14 protein-coding genes and 1 tRNA gene are annotated in these 20,321 nt (G+C 45.6%); 5 read left to right on the forward strand and 10 right to left on the reverse strand.

All coding sequences use genetic code 11. The features are described 5' to 3' along the window. Positions 1-2: 2 nt before the first annotated feature. From QUB52_RS03650 to QUB52_RS03680, 7 genes are all read right to left on the reverse strand, one after another. A complete protein-coding gene (locus QUB52_RS03650) occupies positions 3-3,947 on the reverse strand; it encodes a PAS domain S-box protein (protein ID WP_332973766.1) in 3,945 nt (1,314 codons plus the stop codon). A gap of 348 nt (positions 3,948-4,295) precedes the next feature. Beyond that, entirely contained in the window at positions 4,296-7,028 is a 2,733-nt protein-coding gene (locus tag QUB52_RS03655) for a family 10 glycosylhydrolase (protein WP_442923195.1), read from the reverse strand. A 431-nt stretch (positions 7,029-7,459) separates the two neighbouring features. Beyond that, positions 7,460-10,201 (reverse strand): DEAD/DEAH box helicase, encoded by a 2,742-nt coding sequence (locus QUB52_RS03660; RefSeq protein WP_332973771.1) that lies wholly within the window; start codon positions 10,199-10,201, stop codon positions 7,460-7,462. Between the two features lie 654 nt (positions 10,202-10,855). Continuing rightward, the gene (gcvT, locus tag QUB52_RS03665) at positions 10,856-12,007 is read right to left on the reverse strand and encodes a glycine cleavage system aminomethyltransferase GcvT (protein ID WP_332973772.1); all 1,152 of its coding nucleotides are present in this window, start codon (positions 12,005-12,007) and stop codon (positions 10,856-10,858) included. Positions 12,008-12,265: 258 nt separating this feature from the next. Next, a tRNA-Ala gene (locus QUB52_RS03670) sits at positions 12,266-12,338 on the reverse strand. A gap of 147 nt (positions 12,339-12,485) precedes the next feature. After that, entirely contained in the window at positions 12,486-12,689 is a 204-nt protein-coding gene (locus QUB52_RS03675; protein WP_265236206.1) for a hypothetical protein, read from the reverse strand. 173 nt (positions 12,690-12,862) lie between these two features. Next, positions 12,863-13,105, reverse strand: a complete 243-nt coding sequence (locus tag QUB52_RS03680; RefSeq protein WP_332973773.1) for a hypothetical protein — start codon at positions 13,103-13,105, stop codon at positions 12,863-12,865. 86 nt (positions 13,106-13,191) lie between these two features. Between QUB52_RS03680 and QUB52_RS03685 the strand changes: the two genes are divergently transcribed. The 4 genes from QUB52_RS03685 to QUB52_RS03700 are packed head-to-tail and all read left to right on the forward strand — an operon-like array spanning position 13,192 to position 15,694. After that, a complete protein-coding gene (locus QUB52_RS03685) occupies positions 13,192-14,718 on the forward strand; it encodes a protein kinase domain-containing protein (RefSeq protein WP_332973774.1) in 1,527 nt (508 codons plus the stop codon). 24 nt (positions 14,719-14,742) lie between these two features. Further along, entirely contained in the window at positions 14,743-15,075 is a 333-nt protein-coding gene (locus QUB52_RS03690; protein ID WP_332973775.1) for a hypothetical protein, read from the forward strand. Continuing rightward, positions 15,039-15,434: a hypothetical protein gene (locus QUB52_RS03695; RefSeq protein ID WP_332973777.1), complete on the forward strand. Its 396-nt coding sequence runs from the start codon at positions 15,039-15,041 to the stop codon at positions 15,432-15,434. Before QUB52_RS03690 ends, QUB52_RS03695 begins: the two co-directional genes overlap by 37 nt. Positions 15,435-15,454: 20 nt before the next feature. Continuing rightward, entirely contained in the window at positions 15,455-15,694 is a 240-nt protein-coding gene (locus QUB52_RS03700; protein WP_332973778.1) for a hypothetical protein, read from the forward strand. A gap of 163 nt (positions 15,695-15,857) precedes the next feature. Here the strand turns inward: QUB52_RS03700 and QUB52_RS03705 are convergent, their stop codons facing one another. The 3 genes from QUB52_RS03705 to QUB52_RS03715 form a co-directional block, all read right to left on the reverse strand. Next, positions 15,858-16,166 carry a PPC domain-containing protein gene (locus tag QUB52_RS03705; protein ID WP_332973782.1) on the reverse strand — a complete coding sequence of 103 codons (309 nt, stop codon included), beginning with the start codon at positions 16,164-16,166 and terminating at the stop codon, positions 15,858-15,860. Beyond that, a complete protein-coding gene (locus QUB52_RS03710; RefSeq protein ID WP_332973779.1) occupies positions 16,163-17,692 on the reverse strand; it encodes a tetratricopeptide repeat-containing serine protease family protein in 1,530 nt (509 codons plus the stop codon). The genes QUB52_RS03705 and QUB52_RS03710 overlap by 4 nt, the downstream gene beginning before the upstream one ends. A 252-nt stretch (positions 17,693-17,944) precedes the next feature. Continuing rightward, entirely contained in the window at positions 17,945-18,490 is a 546-nt protein-coding gene (locus tag QUB52_RS03715) for a COP23 domain-containing protein (RefSeq protein ID WP_332973781.1), read from the reverse strand. Positions 18,491-18,922: 432 nt separating this feature from the next. Here QUB52_RS03715 and QUB52_RS03720 point away from each other — a divergent pair, with 432 nt between their 5' ends. Beyond that, positions 18,923-20,074: an ISAs1 family transposase gene (locus QUB52_RS03720; protein WP_332976117.1), complete on the forward strand. Its 1,152-nt coding sequence runs from the start codon at positions 18,923-18,925 to the stop codon at positions 20,072-20,074. Positions 20,075-20,321: the final 247 nt, after the last annotated feature.

Below are 20,321 nucleotides of genomic sequence, written 5' to 3' on the forward strand. Positions count from 1 at the left end.
ATTTACTGGTTTTCGCTGCGATCAATTATGGTAAGGATTCTGTCATATTCAAAATTATTAATGCAATCTTGAAGGGTGTCAGCCAGAGAGGGGTTGACAGTGCCGATTTGTGCGATCGAACTGGCGATCGCCTCCATGTCCACACTCAAAATATTTTGCTTGAATTCAACCATCCAGTCTGGAGAAAGAGAGGCGATCGCCTCCGGTGTCAGCACATCCTGACTTGACTCCCCTACACCCGCCACACTGACTGCTGTTGGATCTTCATAAATATAACGTACTCCCAAATGTTTGCCCATTGCCGCAAAAATATCCTCCTCTCGGAACGGTTTCCGCATAAAATCATCGCAACCAGTCGAAAGAATCACTGCCCGTTCTTCCTCCAAAACACTAGCAGTCAGGGCTACAATCGCCGTTGCTTGCCCGCCAGTTGTAGTTTTAATCTGTTTCGTTGCCTCGTACCCGTCCATCACAGGCATTCTCATGTCCATCCAAATCAGATGCGGTTCCCAATCCATAAAAATATCCACCGCTTCTTGACCGTTATTCGCTTCTTTCAACTCAAATCCCAGCGGACTGAGAAGTTTGACCAACAGTTGGCGGTTCAGGGGTTTGTCGTCCACAATTAGCAAGCGGTAACTCGGCTGATTCGGTTCGAGGGCAATAACTCGACGTAGAGCTTTTTTGATTTCAATATCAGCAGCTTCAACCAGGTGAACTTGGATGTCAAACTGAAATAGTGCACCCTTGCCAACCTCGCTGCTAACCGTAATTTCACCTCCCATCAATTGCACGAACTGTCTGCTGATCGCTAAACCTAAACCTGTCCCTTCCTGAGAATCTTTACCTGTTTTTGTCTGTACAAATGCTTCAAATAACTGATGAATTTCCTCAGCAGCAATGCCTGCACCAGTATCTTGAACTTCAAAATGGAGCGAGTAGCGGCCGGGCAATTCATCAGGGCTGTTTTTGTGCAAATTCCGCTTTCTTCCTTTAACTTGCACCGAAACTCCCCCTTCTGAAGTAAACTTAATTGCATTGTTGAGCAAATTAATTAATACTTGACGTAATTTCACTTCATCGGTGCAAATGTAATGGGGAACTTCCGCGTCCCGATCGAAGATTAATTGTAAGTTTTTTTCCTCAGCTTTGAGAGCAAACATATCTTCTAAATCGTCGAATAATCGGTAAAAATCGAAGCTTTTTTCATTAATAGTAGTGCGTCCCGCTTCGATTTTGGACAAGTCTAAAACTTGGTTGATTAAAGCCAGCAAATGTTCGCCACTCCGCAGGATAATCCCGACATCTTCTTGATTTTCAGGAGACAGATTTTTACTGCGGATCATGACTTGAGCAAAGCCGATGACTGCGTTCAGGGGCGATCGCAATTCGTGACTCATATTGGCGAGAAAGGTACTTTTAGCTTTGTTGGCTGCTTCGGCAGCTTCTTTCGCCTGCTGCATTTTCATTTCCGCTTGTTTGCTATCAGTAATGTCTTTAATAAAACCTTCGTAGTAAAGTAAATTTTCTGCGGCATCGCAGACAGCGCGACAATTTTCCGAAATCCAGATGATGCTGCCATCTTTGCGGTAGATTTCCGCTTCAAAGTTTGACAATATCCCGTACTCGTCGATCAGCACTGTAAATTCGCAGCGGCGGTTGGGATTTACGTAAAGCTGGTTATTGAAATTCGGCTGCGCTGCGATCAATTCTGCGGGCGATTCATAACCGTAGAGTTCAGCTAAAGCGGGGTTAGCGCTGATGTATTTCCCGTCAGCAGCAGTTTGAAAAATGCCGTTTAAAGCATTTTCATAGATGTTGCGGTACTTTTCTTCTGCTTCGCGGAGGGCTGCTTCTGCTTTTTGGCGATCGGTAATATCGCTAGAAATCGACAGAAAACAAGCTTCTCCGTCAATATCAATGGTTTCAATCGACAGCAGCGCCGTTCTTTCTGCACCACTTTTATTGCGAAACCTCAGCTCGTAATTGTGAATTGCCGTCTTGTTTTTCAACATTTGAATCATGCGATCGCGCTCTGCTAAAGTCGCCCAAAAATTCAGATCTACCGCTGTTTTTCCAATAATTTCTTCGTGACTGTAGCCCATCATTCGGCAAAAGCTGTCATTAACTTCAAGGTGGCTGCCGTCACTGATTCTCGTGATTGTAATTGCATTGGGACTGGAACGAAAAGCTTTAGAAAACTTTTCTTTTGCCTTAGCAAGATCGCCCGTGCGTTCTGCAACTTGCACTGCTAAATTTTGGTTGTATTCAGTTAACAGTTTATGCGCCTGTTTGCGTTCAGTAATATCTTGAAAAGCGCACATCCCGTAGACAATGTTGCCTCGATCGTCGTAAATAGGAGTGCCCCAAATTTGCAGGGGAACAGTTTTGTCAGTCAAGGAGATTTCAATGTCATCAACAGTTACACTTTTGCCCTGCAAAGCATTTAAAATTGGGTCGCGCTCCGCCGGGTAAATTTCTTGAGTTCCAGCTAAATAAACTTTGTAAGCTTGGCGCAAATTTTCGGCATCTGCTGCTATAATTCCTTTACCTAAAAGTTGCTCTCCTGTAGGATTAATGTAGTGAGGTTGACCGTTTGGCTCGGTAATAAAAATGCCTAGCGGTACTGCATTGAGAAATTGTTTGACTCGGTTTTCGCTTTCCGATATCGAAGTAAATGAATGCTGCAATTGCTCTGCCATGCTGTTAAAAGCAGTGGCAAGTTCTCCGAGTTCATCTTCGCGATTCAGAGTGAGGTTTGTATCCCATTCATTCTTTGCCAAAGCTTTGGCCGCTGCATTCAATCTTAAAATCGGCCGCACCACCCATTTAGCAGTAAGAATTCCCAGAATTGTCGCCACAATCAAAGCTGCAACCGACAGCAAAAAAGTCGTGCGGGTATTGGCGTTAATTTGCTCCATAAAGTCGGACTCTGGTACAACTACGACAATCAGCCAATCCAACCCCCGATCGTCTTGAAAAGGAGTTACCTCCATAAAATTGCGCTCCCCGTCAATATCAAAAGGAAGCTGTTGAGAATTTTTGATTTTAGCTAAGCTTTGGTAGGTTTTTTCTAAATGCTGTGCGGTTTGGCGAATTACGGGATTCTCGCTTGCTGAAGCTTTGATGCGTTTTGCTTCTTTACCTTCCACTGCGAATTCTTGGCCCGCTGTTGAAGTGGCAATTAACATTCCCGATCGCTCCATCACAAAAGTTTGCCCAGATTTACCAATTTTGAGGCTGACGAGAAACTCTTTGATTTTGGAAAACAGCAAATCGCTGCCAGCTACTCCTAACAGCTTGCCAGCGTCGTTGTAGATAGGCATAGCAGCAGTAATTGCCAGTTCCCTAGTCAAAAAATCTGTATAAATTGGAGTCCAAACAGGTTTTTTGGCGGCGGCTGCTGCTATGTACCAAGGGCGAATTCGCGGGTCGTAAATGTTGGGCGAAGTTTCCATTAATTGAACGCGGTTTCCCTGAGAGTCACCAGTATATCGAGCTAATTTGTTGCCAGTCGATTTGTCAGCCGCAGATATCATAATCTGATCTTTAGTGCGGATTGCTCCAGAGTGGTCTCCATTTTCTTGGGCTATGTAAATGATGCTGATTGTATCAAAATATTGAATTTGTTCGAGAAAATGAAGTTCTAATCTTTGTTTATCTTCTAGGTTTAATTGCCCCAATTTTACGCCTTGAACGTTGAGGTGATTGACAATGTGGGGAATTGACATATAGTTTTCCATGCGGTCTTTGATGCGATCGCTAATTTCTCCCCGCAACTGAGCGGCAACATCGTTGACCGCGCGCTGACCGTTTTGGAACGACAGCCAACCTACAATTCCTACGGTGCCGACAATTTGCACTAAAAAAGGAAGCACGAGCACAGTTTGTAATGGAGCTTTGCCGATAATTTTGGTAGCAAAGCGATTGAGCGGTTTAGGAAACATATTCATCCTAAGAGTAATTGGTAATTGGTAATTAGTAATTGCTGAAGAGAAATAAAAAATAGTTATCGGTGTATCCGTGATTTTCGCACCGTGAATATATGGTAATAGTAGAAGGTATGGATTTAAATAACTATAACGTATTTCTGCTGACAGTTTTTCCGTAACTATTAATACAGATAATTGATGCGATCGATCTGTTGGTCACTGCTGCGCGATGCTGTTTTCTCTTTTGCTGTTTGGTTTTTGGCGCAGCGCCTAGGGTTGGCAGCAGCGCTGCCAACCATGTATGTGTAGCACGTGTTTGTTGAAAGACTAGAAGGAACCGCCCGATCGCACAAAAAGCTGATTTTACCTGCGATTTAACTCCACCCTTTCGCCGTAACGCAATAGCATATCCAAACTCTCCAAACGATTTTGCCAAGTTTGCACCTGATAGCTATTGTCGGCAGAATGCAAGCGCATGGAAGATTGAAATTGAGATTGAAAACTCGCCAACAATCTTTTAGCAGTTGCTAAACTTTCGGTAGAAGGATTGGCTGCCAATTTGCTGAAAGCTTGCGCCAATTCGTCCGATCGACTTTTGAGCACTTTCAGTTCAGATTCCGACACCCGCAACTGATTGTTAGCCAACAAAAAACTCCATTCCTGCTTGAGAGTAGTATACCGCGAAGCCGCTGCTGCAAAGGGCTGGCGGTAAGGAATTGGTTCGGAAGCAGAAGCGGAACGCACGGGGCGCCCTTGAGTGCGGTTAAAAAAGCCCTGCATCCCGCTGTTGATACTTTCCACCGCAAAAATAGCATAGCCCCCAGTCGGCAAATCGCGCAAAGCTTGAATTTGGTCGATCGCCACAACTTCCGGGAGTGTCAACAACTTAACCGACGGAGAAATCAAAGCCGAACCGAGCATTTGTTCCTTTGCTAGCGGTTCAGTTATGCGCTGAAGTCGGTTCGTATCCAAAGCATAAGTCATCGGCACAATCAAGTCTACAATGCCTTGACGGGCCCAAACTTCCCAATTTTGTTGAATTTTGTAAATCCGCTGACTTTCTGGGTGCGGAAACACCGCCACCGACAGAATTGTGCGGGGAGAATTCGACCCCAAAAGCCGATAAACTTCAGCGACAAAAGTATTAATTTGATTAGTTTTAAATTCAACCCACTGCCGCCACAAACTGCCGTCTTTGGGAGAAATATTCACCGGATCTACACCAGTCAACTGCTTAAATTGCTGTCTCGCGGCAACACCGTAACCGTAGGTAAAACCCGCATTGTCATTTTGAAAAGGATAGCGAATATAGTCTAATTGGACTCCATCTACTTTGTAGCGGGTAGAAATTTCGCTGATAATTTGGAGTAAATAACTGCGCGCTTCCGGGTTTGCCGGATCGATATAAAATTTACCGTCATTAGGATTTTGGATGCGTCCTTTATTGTCAATATTTGCCCAAGTTGGATGAGCGGAAAGCACTGGCCCAGGATAAGAATTAGGTTGACCAATTAAAGCATTGTGGCGCTTATTTCCGGTGGCAAAAATCCACACCCAAGCGTGCAATTCTATGCCTCGCTCATGGGCTAATTTAACCGCAGATTCCAGCGGATCCCAGCCAACTGTCAGGGGGTTTTGTTGGGGTGCAACTTGACTGGGATAAATCGGATATCCGGCATTTAAAGTTTCAAAGAAAACGGTATTGATCCCGGCGGCGGCAAGCCGATCGAACACAGCGGCCAAACCCTGTTCCGATCGCGCTGCGACGATCGTACCGCGATCGAGCCAAACCGCGCGAATTTCCGCCCCAAGGCGCTGCCCTTCCTGGGGATAATTTTGCCACAGCAACTGGCGCGCTTGCACCCACTGCTGCCTAGCCTCAGCGTATTTTTGCTCTTGCAGGAGTTGGTCAAAATTTTGCAAAACCTGCCGGGCTTGGGCGATCGCCCGCGTCCTTGTGCCTTGCAAAGGCAGCGGGCGACTCGCAGACGGCCCTACACTGTTGGTTGACGCCACCAGTTGAGGGGGGGTAGCAGCATTGAGATTGATGGGGGTATTGGCTGAATTAGCTGCTGTCAGGGCGCTTTCAAACCGGCCGAGGAGGTTGGTGAGTTCTTGGCGCATCAAGTACGCTTCAATGCTGACGATCGGCTGATTGGAATTTGCCTGCACATCCAAACCCGCCGGCGCCGACTGATCCGAAGGGTCTGTAAAAGTTGCAGGTACTGGATCGGGAAGGGGGGGAGAAGGAGAAAGTCGGCTCAGCGGGGTATTTCGTGGCGAACTAGGCGTATTTCTCGTAAGTCGGTCGGGGGGATTTGGTAGCGGGGGTGTGGCTGCTATAGGCGCAGCAGGGGAGCCGACAGTTCCGCCCCAGCGGGCGATCGAGGCCCGCAGCCAAGCCGAGTCTATATTTGGGGAACCGTCGCTACCCCAGCGCCAGCCGAGATAGGTAGCGCGATCGGTGGCGATCGCAGCGGAGGAACCGGAACTATCTTTCCAAGTAGCGACAGTTTGACTGTTCGCGTCGGCAGGAATCAAGACACCGCCTTGGACTGAGGCATTTTGTTGTTCCGGTGGCACCCAATTGCTAGAAGCGGTGCAAGCCAGATCGCGACAGCGGGTGCGGGGTTGCACCGCCCCCCGCTGAGTCAAGGGAAAAGCCCAATAGGCCCCAAGGAGCGATCGTAAAGATTGACGCACCAAAGCCGGGGAACTGCGGCCGACTGGCCCCGAAGCAATCAAGCGGCCGCCCTGTTTTGTCCAAGCTTCTAAAACTTTTATTTGCGCTGGAGTCAAAGTTTCAATATTGGCCAAAAACAGCACGTTAAAGCCTGCTAAATCTGCCAAATTTTTGATGTCTTCGAGATTGATTGGTTTGTAAGCAATGCCGCTTTCCCAGAGGCGCGTGGTAATCTTTACCCAATCGGGGGAATTCTCGGAACTGCGAACAACGCCGAGAACTACTTCCGCGAAACTGGGAGAGGGAAATAGGATGGAGAGATTGAGTAATGTACTCGCTAGAGTTCCAATTAAGACTCTTTTGCAGAAGGTGAAAAAGCGATTTTTTTGAGACTGAGAGCAGGCTTCAGGCATTTGACCATGCTCTTTGATTTGTTGCATTGACACGACAATTACCCACCACACCGCTTATTCAGTTGACAGTTGACAGTTGACAGTTGACAGCTTGCCTCTACCTGGAAGTCCGAGGATTGAAGCAATGAATAGTTATTGTAGGGCGATGCACACCGCATCGGTTGATTCAGTTGGTAATTTTTTTTACTAATATCATTTTTACAAAATTTTGCTACAAAAGAAGTGTTTTGTTTGTTTACACTGGCTTTGTAAGCAGAGGTGCGTCGCTGTTAGATTGTCGATTTTAGTTAGGGATTTATCCCAGGCGACGCACCCTACAATAACTTAGTCAACCGGCGCACATTGCGCACCCTACAAATTGAATTGGTGCGCATTGTGCATACAATATGTTCGACGATTGCAAATCCCATCCCCAACTCACAACTCAAAAGTTATTGAGTAGCAGCTTCATTCACTGGGAATCGATCGATCAACTGCATCGCCCGACAAGCATTCCTCCGCAAAGAATCAGAGACGTGAGGAACATGAGGAATCTGAGACAAGAAATCCAAAGTCCGGCGCAAAATCCGCACCACATCCCCTTCATCCAAACTTGTATGACTAATCAGTTCCAGCCATTCAACGCCCAGAGCCCACTGTTCCACCAAAGTTACTATATCCCGTTCCAGCCAAATCGGGATTGCAGCTTCGTGGCGGTACTGTACTTGAAACAATCGGCGGCGCAGGCCTTTTTGCAGATTGTCCAAAGGTGCCAAAACTTCCGCAGACAGCGAGTAATGAGTCCAACTGTCAGGCCGAGAAACTTCTGTAACTAAGGCCGCGCAAGCAGCAGCGAGGTGGTGGGGGTCGAGTTCGTCAAACTCGGCAGACATTAGGGACAAACCCAGCCACAGTTCATTATCACCGCGAATGGCAGCGCAGGCTTGGCCCAAGATTGTGGGCACCAACCTCTCGGAGGCATCATCTCGGTTGACATTTGCCGAAACTACTCTTTCCAAGCAGCCGAAATTCAGCAAGATGTCAATTAAATTGAGAAATTGCTCCCAGTAGCGAGCTCGCTGTTTTTCTAAGTCTTGTTCGGCTTTGCGGATTTCTTTTTTCAATTCTTCGCGGCGGCGCTGGCGCTTGAGCAAAGTACCGGGATTGCCCCATTCTAGAACTGGGTGAATTTCTAGTTGATCTTCTACGGCGGCGATTTTATGCTGTTGCTCGATCGCCTCTGGGCTCGGTTCCGGTATCGGCAATTCTGGGATAGATTGAGCAATGGAGATAGTGTCTTCATTTCCCAAGCGGCACTGGCCGAGTCTCAGGGTCAATTCCGGCGGCGGGATCAAGGTATCTGCAACGCTCAAACGGGGTAATTCGGCGTGGAGGGTGGCGACATCGCTAATGGCGACGATATACCAGCGGTTATCTTTGCCCAAGCATACCAAGTTTGGTGCTTGCCCAGAACCTGCGATTTTGGCAACCAGTACGGCGGGCACGGGAGTTGTGTGCGATCGTTTAGCTGTGGGAACGTGCTTACCTTTGAGACTCAGAACCGTTCCTAGCACTGCAAAAGCCACAGCTACGGACATCTCCTTAATTCGAGCTTCTTCTGCTTGGTGCAATAAAGTTTTCAGCAAACGTTTGTCTTCTTTGAGCCTTCCCTGCAATTTTTCGTAATGGGCGAGTTGTTTTTCCAGGGTGGAGACATTACCTCCGGCCGCCAGAGACTCTTCCAGCACAGCCAATTCAGCTTGTACCCGGTCTAATTCCGATTGCTGTGGCTGCAAATACAAGGTAGACAGATATTGACCAAAACTCCGTTCTACCAACTCTTGAGCTTCATCAATAGTGTGAGTTTGCAGCAAATTCAGCACCATGCCGTAGCTGGGCGTAAACTGACTGGCGAGGGGGTCGGCTTTGGCTGTTGCCAAATAGGAGGCTTCTTTTGCGCCTTCAAAGCGTGTCTGAACTGCGACCACGTGTCCCAGCTCGTCCATGCCCCGCCGACCAGCCCGACCGGCCATTTGCAGGAATTCTGAAGCGTTTAGCAGTCGGTGTCCCTTGTCGGTGCGCTTGGACAGGGTGGAAATGACTGTGGTGCGGGCGGGCATATTGATCCCGGCTGCGAGGGTTTCGGTGGCAAATACAACCTTAATCAAACCTCTGCCAAAGAGTTCTTCTACTAAACCTTTCCAAGCGGGTAAAATGCCTGCGTGGTGGGCTGCGATGCCTTTTAAAAGTGCTTCTTTTTGACCGAAGCGTTCTGCTTCTGGGTTTCGCTGTAAAAAATCGTCAATGATCCGTTTGAGTTCGGCTGTTTCGGCTTCGTTAACCAGGGAGAAATTGCCTACTTCTGCTACTGCTTGGTCGCATCCGCGACGGCTGAAGATGAAGTAGATTGCTGGTAGCATATCTCGATCGTCCAACCGGGACAAAACATCGGTCAAACTGGGAGTAGGAATGCTACCTCTTTCTGCTTTTTGCTGCTTCTTTTTGGGGACTAACCGCGGATTAGCTCTTTTGCCGGTTTCGTCTAGCAGCGGGAATATGCCTTTTTGATTGGCGAAGTGGAATTGCAGCGGTACTGGCCGAAAGTCTGAGTAGACAAGCTCTGTGGGCCCGTGAACTTTGTTAATCCAGTCTGTGAGTTGGCCGCTATTGGCAACGGTTGCTGAGAGGGCGAGCAGTTGAATTTCGCTGGAACAGTAGATGATCGATTCTTCCCAGACGGTACCACGCTGGCGATCGTTCATGTAGTGACACTCATCGAGCACCACGGTTTCGACTCCGGTGAGCGAAGCACCAACAGCGCCGATCGGTGTACCGTAGAGCATATTCCGAAATATTTCGGTAGTCATCACCAAAATCGGCGCATCTCGATTGAAGGAGATGTCACCCGTCAGCAAACCTACCATCTCGTCTCCAAATTGATGGCGGAAGTCGCGCAGCTTTTGGTTAGAGAGGGCTTTCAGGGGAGTGGTGTAGAAGACGCGCCGCCCCCTGGATAGTGCTTGATGGATGGCGTATTCGCCGATCAAAGTTTTCCCGGAGCCTGTGGGAGCACACACCACAACGGATTTACCTGCATCGAGGGCGGCGATCGCCTCTCTCTGAAAGTTATCTAGCTCGAATGGAAATATAGTCTTCAGATCCAGCGCTGGGCGGTTCTGGGCAAATTCTGGCACAAGGGTTATTATGAGGTTTCAGGGTAAGTATGCTTAAATCTTGCCGAAAGCAAGGCAGCAGAGGACTGTACTGATTTTAGACCTTTGTTAGCCGATCGGCACTCGCAGGAAGAAGAGACGAGGAATGGGAGAATTTTTCTTTTGGCTTCAATCGTTCCTTACCTCAGCTTTCAGCGGTCAAGTTCTGACTACAAACTTACAGCACTTTTCAGGTATCTAGCTACGCGAAAACCCGGTTGCTGTAAGGGCGTGTCCTCTGCCCGCCCTGATTCCCGGCTTCTGCCGTGTAGTCGATCGACCTGGAATCTGCTATCTTATCGCAAAAATTCTAATTTTTTGAAATGCTATTTCATTCAGTTGACAGTTGACAGTTGACAGTTGACAGTTGATAGCGACCTCTACCTGGAAGGAAGAGGATTGGAGTAAAGAATAGTCTGATTTTAATTTCTCCCTAGAAGGGTTCCGGCTTTAAACCAATTGGCGTTGCTTAATCAGGGTATGAAATAAAGATTTTTAAAATCCAGAAACTTTGTAGACGCTGGTTTTTATGAATTGCATATTTAGCCTTTCATACCGTAAATCAGCAACGCCGAAGTTTGTAGTGAGAACTTTAGATCCGGGAAAAGGACTGAATTCCGAATGCTCGAACCTGATTTAATTTGGTCGATTTTGCGATCGATAAAATGGCTTTTTCACCACTGTAGCCGGGTAACTTTTCCCGCGAATCTCGACTTCTAACTGCTGACCGATTTTAGCTAATTTTGCCGGAACAACCGCGAGGCCTACCGCCCGATTCAAAGTAGGCGATAATGTACCGCTAGTAACTTCTCCTACAATTTCGCATTCAAAGATTACCGGATAGCCGTGGCGCGCAATGTGCCGCCCCTGCATTTCTAACCCTACCAACCGTTTTGATACTCCCGTAGCTTTCTGCTGTTCCAAAACCTCGCGCCCAATAAAGTCACCTTTGCTATCGAGGTGAACTACCCAACCCAATCCCGCCTCTAAAGGCGTGGTATTGTCGTCAATATCTTGACCATAAAGTGCCATTGCTGCTTCTAAACGCAAGGTATCTCTCGCACCCAAACCGCAGGGAACAACACCAGCATCTAGCAATTTTTGCCAGACTTTTTTCCCAGTTTCAATATCCACCATGATTTCAAATCCATCTTCGCCGGTGTAACCTGTTCTGGCGATAAAACTCGGCTGTCCCAATAGCTTGGTTTCTAAGTGTCCGAAAGCTTTGATTGGTGCGAGATTGTCTTCCACGAAAGGCTGGAGATATTTAACAGCTTCTGGCCCTTGAATTGCGATCAAAACTTGGTCTTCGGAGATGTCTGTGAAAATAAGTTCGTTCAAGTCTAAGTGGGCGAGAATCCAGGCTTTGTCTGTAATGCGAGTGGCGGCGTTGACAATGATTACTGCACGTTCTTCACCACTGGTGGCATCGGGTTCTTGGCAGTAGAAAATAATGTCGTCTAAGATGCAGCCTTTGTCATTTAGTAAGACTGTATATTGAGCTTGTCCTGGTTGCAAGCGGCTTAAGTCTGAGGGTACTAAGGGTTGAAATTTTTCGATTAGTTGTTTCCCTCTCAAGCAGAATTTTCCCATGTGGGAAATATCGAACATTCCTGCTTGCTGACGTACTGCTTGGTGTTCGCTGCTGATGCCTGCGTACTGTACTGCCATCTCCCACCCGGAAAAGGGCACCATCCGACCTTTGAGCTCTAATGATAGTTCGTACAGAGGCGATCGCGCAAGCTGACTCGGATTCTCTGGATTGTTGGGTTCAGTTGACTTTGCCACAGGTAGCGCTTTGTTTTTTTTTGCGGGTAGACTTGTTTTGATTTTAGGGGAAAATTGGTTTTTGTGGTGTGCGATCGAATTTCAGGTAATGCCCAAAGAAGACCGGGCGGTTGAAACCGCGTCTATACAAACGAAACCCGAGCTGAGAGGGGTTGAAGAATGGGCGGTGAAAATTGCGTTATTCTCTTTACACCGCGGAGGCGGACTTGGTTTTTGTAGACGCGGTTTCAACCGTACGTCTTATCTAATCTTGATTTATGGAGAATAGCGGGCTCGAACCGCTGACCCCTACAATGCCATTGTAGTGCTCTACCAACTGAGCTAATTCCCCTTTCTTTTCGCGCTCTCAATCATGCCTTAACTGACCGATGTTTGTCAAGCCTTTTTAAGAAAATAGTTTCGAGCCTTGGACTCGCAAGGCTTTTGGCTTTTTTTTTGCATTCCTCGCTTTTTGACAATTGTCGATCGCTACTTTGATTTAGTAAGTGTGCTGGGATATTTCGGTTAAATGGCTCAAACAAGACCCCATGAGGAAGTAGACGACTACCAGGGCCGCTGCTGAGGCAGCAACTAGGGTGCCGGCTAGCATTAGTGAAAATTCCCGTTGCGCGATCGCCTCTTGCATTAGATGCAAAGACCAGGCAACTAGGGCTACGTCAATTATTAAAATAGAAATCAGCATAAGTTACGATTTGTAACAGCTTGACCATTGTAACAAAACTTTGAGATTCGTGCAGATTAGCTTATACGTATTTAATTATTGCTGTAAAACCCGGAGGGAGCAGCGGAAAGCCATCAAGAAAAAATTATAGGTTTTCTTGATAATTACAATATGCTAAGTAAATGAGAGCTAGCTCAGCTTGTTAGGGCGGTTGTGCGATCGCGGGTGCGATCGCCTTTTTTGAAGGTAGGTGCGTTAGGGAAGCCCGCGCCTGCGGGAGGCTGATCAACGAAGAGTGATCGCCCGTTTTGAGTGTAGCTGGATGGGAGAATGGCAAAACCTAAGAGTGCGATCGACTGTTTTGGCGATCGATCGAGAATTTGTGAAGAGCGATGGGGTTCAAGATTACACTCGATTTTAACTAACAGCTTACGCATCAAGCTAAAAAAACCCGGTTTCTGACCATCTGTGCGTAAGTCCGATCGGCAAAAGTGAGATGCACAGGAGATAGATCGCCCATGATATGCACTATGATACTAAAAAGCTCAGTCCGCAAACTACTGCTACTAACATAAATCTCATGCTGGGACAAACACTCGCAGGACGTTACCACATCATAAAACACTTGGGAGGCGGTGGCTTTGGTCAGACATACCTGGCTGAAGATAAAAAGCGATCGGGAAATCCTCGGTGTGTCGTCAAGCAACTTAAGCCACAGCATAACGATCCGCAGACTCTACAGATAGCTAGACGTTTATTTCAAACAGAAACAGAAACCCTCCACCTGTTAGGGACTCATCCTCTAATTCCTGAACTCTTGGATAGCTTTGAGGAAAATCAGGAATTTTATTTAGTTCAGGAATTGATTGAGGGGAGAGATTTAAGTAAAGAACTTATCCCTGGAAAACGCTTTAGCGAGTCTGAAGTTATTGCTATTTTGCAGAATGTTATCGAAATATTAGTATTTGTTCAGCAGCACAAAGTCATCCACCGCGATATTAAACCTCCTAATTTAATGAGGCGCAATTCTGACGGAAAAATATTCTTAATTGACTTTGGGGCTGTTAAACAAATTACCTCTCAAATAGTTAACTCCGGGGGACACGCACCGCCAACTGTTATGATTGGCACAGATGGCTATATGCCTGCGGAACAAAAGGACGGACAACCTAATTTTTGTAGTGATATTTATGCTGTTGGAATGATTGGCATTGAATGTCTTACTGGCATATCTCCTCACCAGTTCCCAAAAGATGCTAATGGTGAAGTTGTTTGGCGCAATCAGGTACAAGTTAGCGATACTTTGGCTAGCGTTTTAAACAAAATGGTGCGCTATCATTTTCGCGATCGCTACCAGTCAGCAGCAGAAGTCTTGCCAGTTCTCAACAATTTGAGAACTGGACAAGTTGCTACTCCGGTAGCTTCTACTGTAGTATCATCTCCTAATTTATTCACATTAATGAATACCTGGACGCGAGATCATAAAATCGGTATAGTGGGGATTGGTTTGGCTGTCGTATTTAGTGTAGCCGCCTTTTTTACACCAGAAATTATAAAAATGATGGGATTGGATGCTGGGGATAATTTTGCGAGTTATGAAAATACAGAGAATGGGATTAAGATGAAATATCCCGATACTTGGAACAAACAAGAAGAGTCTAACGCAATTAGCAAAGAAATTGTTCAGTTTATTTCACCTAAAGAAAGTGATACCGATGGGTTTCAAGAACTTGTGATTGTCTCGGCTGAACCTACAAAAGATTTGACCCTGGATGAGTTTACGAAATTATCTAAGCAAGAGATTCCGAAGCTAGATAAAAATACTAAGATTACTAAAGAAGGTGCATCTACTCTGGCAGGGAAAAATGGGTACAAAGTTGTTTATACGGCTAAGGATGGGAATTTGGAGTTGAAAAAGATGGAGGTTTGGACGCTGAAAAATTACAAGGCTTATTCAATTACTTATGTGGCGGAAGCGGGGAAGTATGAGAAGTTTTTGCCGATTGTGGACAAGGTGATTAAGTCGCTGGAAGTTCAAGACACGAAATAAATTTATTGAGGCAGTTGTCAGATTATGGTGACAGTATCAATCAAAGACGAATATGTTGAAGTGTTGAGTGCTTTGGGTGATTTGCAGACGGCTATGGATTTGGCAATTCAACGCTATACCATCGAGCAGATTACAGGGAAAGTTGCTGAACTTCGGCAAAGAAATGCTCAGTATCAAGCTAAATATGGCATGGATTATCTCACTTTTAACCAGCGAGTCTCTGAAGATGAAGTTTTTATCATAAATCTTGAATCTAAGATTAATAATTTGTGGGAAATTGATTTGGCAGATTGGGAATTTTGCTATAAGGGGATAGGAGATTGGACGCGCAAGTTACAGAATATTTTGCTGATGTAATTGCCCTTGCTCAAGCTACTTTTGAAGGGGTAAAGTACGTTAATGATGTGACACCATTAAGGGCTATTTTGCGGCTTGAGGCTAAATATGGGATTTATCGGGTGTTGATTACAGAGTTGTTCAGCGATGAAGTGCGGAAATATCGGTATTATGTCTTAGAGGGCGATCGTGTAGAAGCTGGTTTTGACAATAGCCCTGACCCCCGTGCTATTCGGCTCAAGTATGGTAAGATTGGGGCAGAATATGCAGGTGAAAATGTTCCTCACTTGCATTTAGAAAATAAAAAGGAGTTAGTGTTAACGGAAGAGATTGTATTTGCCGATTTTGTGGATTGGTTGAGAATCAATATTTCAGATTGAAGGTAATCAGGTCATTATTTATGAACCCCCAGTCTGGAACCAAATCACCCTTGGATCGTAAACCGCAAGTTACTCTAACAGAACTCCAGCAAAAAATTGATGCTGGGATTAAAATTGCTATTGCTAAAGCCATAGAAAAACACCGCAAATTAGGGCAATCAATTAGCATTTGGCAGGATGGCAAAGTAATTACTTTAACTGCCGATCAAATTCCTCCCCTGAAATTAGATAATGAATATTCTCAAAGTCCCCCTTCTTAAGGGGGATTTAGGGGGATCTGGCCTCGGATGAAAGCGAGATTTGTCAACGGTTCCAGGCTTAAGTTGACACCTATGTGCCTGGGTGCCCTCGCTCAACCTGAAATCTGCGCTACATAAGAATGACTAGCGCACAGTCAAATTGTACCTACCGCGCCCTCCTTTTTTATAAGCGTTGACAAGTACGCGATAGGTGGGTGCCGCTGGCGGGTAAGGTGAGGGTAACGGCAGAATTGGAGTTTGATTTGCTGATGTCGTCATTTTCGGCCAGCAGTTTTCCTTGAGGGTCAAAGATGGCCACATAGGTATCAAAATCACTACTTTCTACGGTAATAGTTACTGATTGACCAGCGCGGCCTCTAAAGGTATGTTGCTCGAACAGACTCCCATTAGAGGGAAGGGCAGAGGATTTACCAGGTATTAATGAGCTATTCGTGATTAGTCGCTGGCTGTTTGGGTAGTTGTTATAGTTTATCGAAGTCTCCTAAGTAGGTTAAGGACTTTTTGATAGTTATCTCTATCTCCTTGTCGCTGAAATAAGTCTGCTGCTTTTTGATAGTCTTGAATTGCTCCTTGCTTCTCTCCTAAATTATCGCGGGCAATACCCCGGTTGCCGTAGGCATAGGCAAGGTTAGGATTAATTCGCAAAGCTTCGTTGTAATCGGCAATCGCACCCTGATAATCTCCTAAATCATTGCGGGGACGTCCGCGGTTGTTGTAGGCTTCGGCAAAGTTAGGATTAATTCGCAAAGCTTCGTTGCAATCGGCGATCGCACCCTGCTTGTCTCCTAAGTCTGATCGGGCAACACCCCGATTGTTGTAGGCTGTGGCTAAGTTGGGGTCAATTTTCAGGGCTTGGTTGTAATCTTGTATCGCACCCTGGTTGTCTCCTAACTGTGAGCGGGCATTACCCCGGTTGCTGTAGGCATCAGCATAATTGGGGTCAATTTTCAGGGCTTGGTTGAAATCTTGTATCGCACCATGTTTGTCTCCTAAGTCTGATCGGGCAGCACCCCGGTTGCTGTAGACATCAGCATCGTTGGGGTTAATTTTCACGGCTTGGTTGAAATCGGCGAGCGCACCCTGCTTGTCTCCTAAGCGTGAGCGGGCAACACCCCGATCGTTGTAAGCATCAGCATAATTAGGATTAAGCTGAATTGCTCGATCGTAAGCAGCGATAGCACCCTGCTTGTCTCCTTTCTGATCTTTTTCCCCACCCTGAATAAAGAAATCATCAGCTTTCGGCCCAGTCGCCACAGGAGCACTCGGAACCTTCACCCCCACATCCACCCTCGCCGAAGCCAACAATCTCAAACTCGTATTAATCGGAATCCCCAGATTAAAACCCGTCTTAGCAATTAGAATATTCTGATTAATATTGCTAGATTCCGCCGCCCTCGTATCCGCCCTCCCGTGAATTCCCACCACCTCGCCATTCTCATTCAACACCGGCCCGCCGCTCATTCCCGGCAGCGTATTGTTACTATAAACCAACGCATAACCATCTTCTAAAGGTCGAGAAGCATTAGCAGTAATCCGCCCATCCGTGAAATTATAAATCGACGTATTAATCGCCGCTGAAGTCTTCGGAAACCCTGCCACATAAGCCGCTTTCCCTTCCGTCGCTAAATCCGAATTACCAATTTTAGCAACTGTATAACTTTTACTGCTAGTAAACTCTACAACTGCCAAGTCAGCACTTGGCAGTTTTTTCACACTGCTATAATTGAGGGCATAGCGACTACCATCCGGCGTGACAATCTCATATTTAGCTTGAGGATCTTTGAAAACGTGACGCGCACTGAGAACCGTGTAAGTGTTGCCCTCTCGCTTGATAATTACTCCCGAACCCGGTTCTTTACTATCAATTAGTACAGTAATTGATTTGGCAATTTGACCGACTTGATCCGCCGACATGGCGTAAACTGCAGGCAGTTGGGCGATGACAATGGTTGCAGTTACACCAATTAATGCTGCTGGTAGTCCGTGATGGAATTTCATAAATTTAGTTTGAAATAGAGTGTTTTTTTTGCTGTAAATAAATCAAGAATTAGGCATCAAGGCCCAAGAATACTGTTCACTTAAGCCTGATCCCCCCTAGCCCCCCTTAAGAAGGGGGGGACAAGAAAGCTCTTAAAGTCCCCCTTCTTAAGGGGGATTTAGGGGGATCTCCGGGTGATACAAACTTAAGTGAACCCTATTGGACTTAAACGAAAGTTTTGGGGGGAAACCCGGTTTCTCACCACCCATGAATTAAGGAGAAATAGGAGAAACATTATCCTCAACAGGTGCCTCATCTAAATATCTATCCACATCAATAGAACCAGACCCAGTTTCAGATAAAATATATCCATTCGCCAACCCGCGACGATCCATTAATCTTTTCAACGTAGCATCAGCATCGCTTCCCCGCTTGAGAGTGAATAACAAAGTCCTATTCGTACAAGCATCATCTTTATTAATAGCAGCACAAACCACTGATTCTCCGTTCATCCTCCCAGTGTTTATATATTTGAGAGTACCGTTATCGTAGTTTCGCTGAAATCTTTTAGATACTTCTTGGCAGCGTCTTTGTGCAGTCCACGGCGGCGGAAAATAGTTATTAGAAACCCAGCGAACCATCGGCACATTGCCCCTCGGAGTACGGGCCAAGGTAACAGGCTGTCTGTTGAGAACACCGCAGAAAAAGCTATTGTTTCCCGCATGGCTGGGTTGAGAAAATATCGCACTTGTACTGATCGAGACAACTAAGCCTGTCAGCATTCCAGTCAAAACTTTGGACTTCGTAGTAATGCCCATATTTCTAAAATCTCACAGAGCGATTAGCTTTGAATTTATTAACGATTGATAATTTTAATAAATTATCTCACAGTTGAGCTAGATTTGCAACATCGAATTTATGGTAATTCTTGATTTGATAAGATTTCGAGTAATTTGCACAGTCGGGCCTTGTCTGGGAGCATCTAAGTTTTGCTTTAAAAGTGATGGTGAGGTTGACTTTTGAGGTAATTGTTAATCTCCTGTAATCTTGCTCCCCCCCTTAGCAAGGGGGGGCTGGGGGGGGGTAAAACACCTAATACTCTCAGCGATTTAATCCCATCTACAATCTTGCCCCCCCCTTAGCAAGGGGGGGCTGGCAGGGTGGATTAATTGTCAGGGGGGAATGTATGATAGAAGAGGCAATCAAGTCTGCCCTGGATGGGTAGATTATAATTATGGAGTGCATCAGAAATGAATTTAATTGAAGCAATTAAGGCTGTTCCAGATCATCGACATCCGAGAGGGATTAGACATGAACTTTGGCTGATACTAACAATAATTTTGTTGGGTAGTTGCACCGGATATTGGGGGTATAAGCCCTTGGTAGAATTTACCAAAAATCATCGAAAGACCCTCATAAAATTATTCAGCCTACCAACCAATGTTCGATTCCCATCAGACTCAACATTTAGAAATATAATTCAATCATTAGATTTTGAGATATTAGCCGTTCTTTTTAATGTATGGTCTCAAGAGGCTTTGTCAATAGACGAAGGAGAATTGATGGCAATGGACGGAAAAGGTATTAAAAGTACCTTAACAGGTGGCAACAGCTCTTACCAAAACTTTGTCACTATGGTTTCGGTTTATAGTCATCATCATGGATGGGTGGTGAGACATCAAGTTATGGAAAATAAACAGAAAAGTGAAGTCGAAGTCGTACAGGAGCTAGTTCAAGAACTCTCCGGCAATAAAGTAGTAATTACCCTCGATGCACTACATTGTCAAAAAAAAACGCTAGCCTTAATTATTAATTGTGGCAATGACTATATAGTTACGCTCAAAAAGAATCAATTAAATCTGTTTAAAGCGGCTAAAAAATTAGTGAGTTCTGCCGTGGCGACTGACGAACATGAAGTCTCTGAATCGGTACATGGGCGAACCACAACTCGCCACACCAAGATTTATCCAATTCCACCTGAATTATTACCCCTTTGGGCTGGTCCAAAACATATAATTGTGGTCAGGAGATATGGAACCAGATGGGAGGGAAAAAAAAGTCGTCGTCATCTGGTTAATTTCGATGAAATACACTATTATTTAAGTAGTCTGGATTGGTCAGCGAGTCAATTTGCCGAGGCTATTCGTGGTCACTGGTTGATTGAGAATCGACTGCATTGGGTGAAAGATGTGACGTTAAACGAGGATAACGATATTCGTTGCGGTGGCAACGCACCTGCCAATTGGGCAATGGTTAGACAATTTTTAGTGTCATTGGCTCGAATGAAAGGTACTCATACTTTTCCGGAAGCTTTAAGATTAATGGCTAATCAAATAGAAGATTTGAGTGAGTTACTTTTTGATTTATCTAGTCAAGATAAACCTGTTAAATCCTTCGCATAATGTCCGCCAATAGCCTTCATAGCCTTGATTTGGCTTCTCGACAATTAATCCACCCTGCTTACTAAGGGTGGAGTTGGGGGGGTAATATCTAGCGCTACTTTATGAAATTGGTATAAATCCCATCAATCGCCTATCTTTAAAAAAAGAGTAGCGCGAAACAGGAAAAACAATTATTTTTGAAGTTGACCCTGTTGCCAATTACCTTCTAGCTTAGTTCCATCTGCATAAATGTAGGAACCTTGACCGT

This window comes from Microcoleus sp. A6-C6, assembly GCF_036705955.1.
Taxonomy (GTDB): Bacteria; Cyanobacteriota; Cyanobacteriia; order Cyanobacteriales; family Microcoleaceae; genus Microcoleus.

Excerpts from the sequence above, each read along its gene's own strand:
- QUB52_RS03685 (WP_332973774.1), top strand. The coding sequence starts at position 13,192 with ATGCACTATGATACTAAAAAGCTCAGTCCGCAAACTACTGCTACTAAC.
- QUB52_RS03650 (WP_332973766.1), bottom strand. The coding sequence starts at position 3,947 with ATGTTTCCTAAACCGCTCAATCGCTTTGCTACCAAAATTATCGGCAAA.
- QUB52_RS03720 (WP_332976117.1), top strand. The coding sequence starts at position 18,923 with ATGAATTTAATTGAAGCAATTAAGGCTGTTCCAGATCATCGACATCCG.
- QUB52_RS03715 (WP_332973781.1), bottom strand. The coding sequence starts at position 18,490 with ATGGGCATTACTACGAAGTCCAAAGTTTTGACTGGAATGCTGACAGGC.
- QUB52_RS03710 (WP_332973779.1), bottom strand. The coding sequence starts at position 17,692 with ATGAAATTCCATCACGGACTACCAGCAGCATTAATTGGTGTAACTGCA.
- QUB52_RS03700 (WP_332973778.1), top strand. The coding sequence starts at position 15,455 with ATGAACCCCCAGTCTGGAACCAAATCACCCTTGGATCGTAAACCGCAA.
- QUB52_RS03655 (WP_442923195.1), bottom strand. The coding sequence starts at position 7,028 with ATGCCTGAAGCCTGCTCTCAGTCTCAAAAAAATCGCTTTTTCACCTTC.
- QUB52_RS03675 (WP_265236206.1), bottom strand. The coding sequence starts at position 12,689 with ATGCTGATTTCTATTTTAATAATTGACGTAGCCCTAGTTGCCTGGTCT.
- QUB52_RS03680 (WP_332973773.1), bottom strand. The coding sequence starts at position 13,105 with ATGCGTAAGCTGTTAGTTAAAATCGAGTGTAATCTTGAACCCCATCGC.
- QUB52_RS03690 (WP_332973775.1), top strand. The coding sequence starts at position 14,743 with ATGGTGACAGTATCAATCAAAGACGAATATGTTGAAGTGTTGAGTGCT.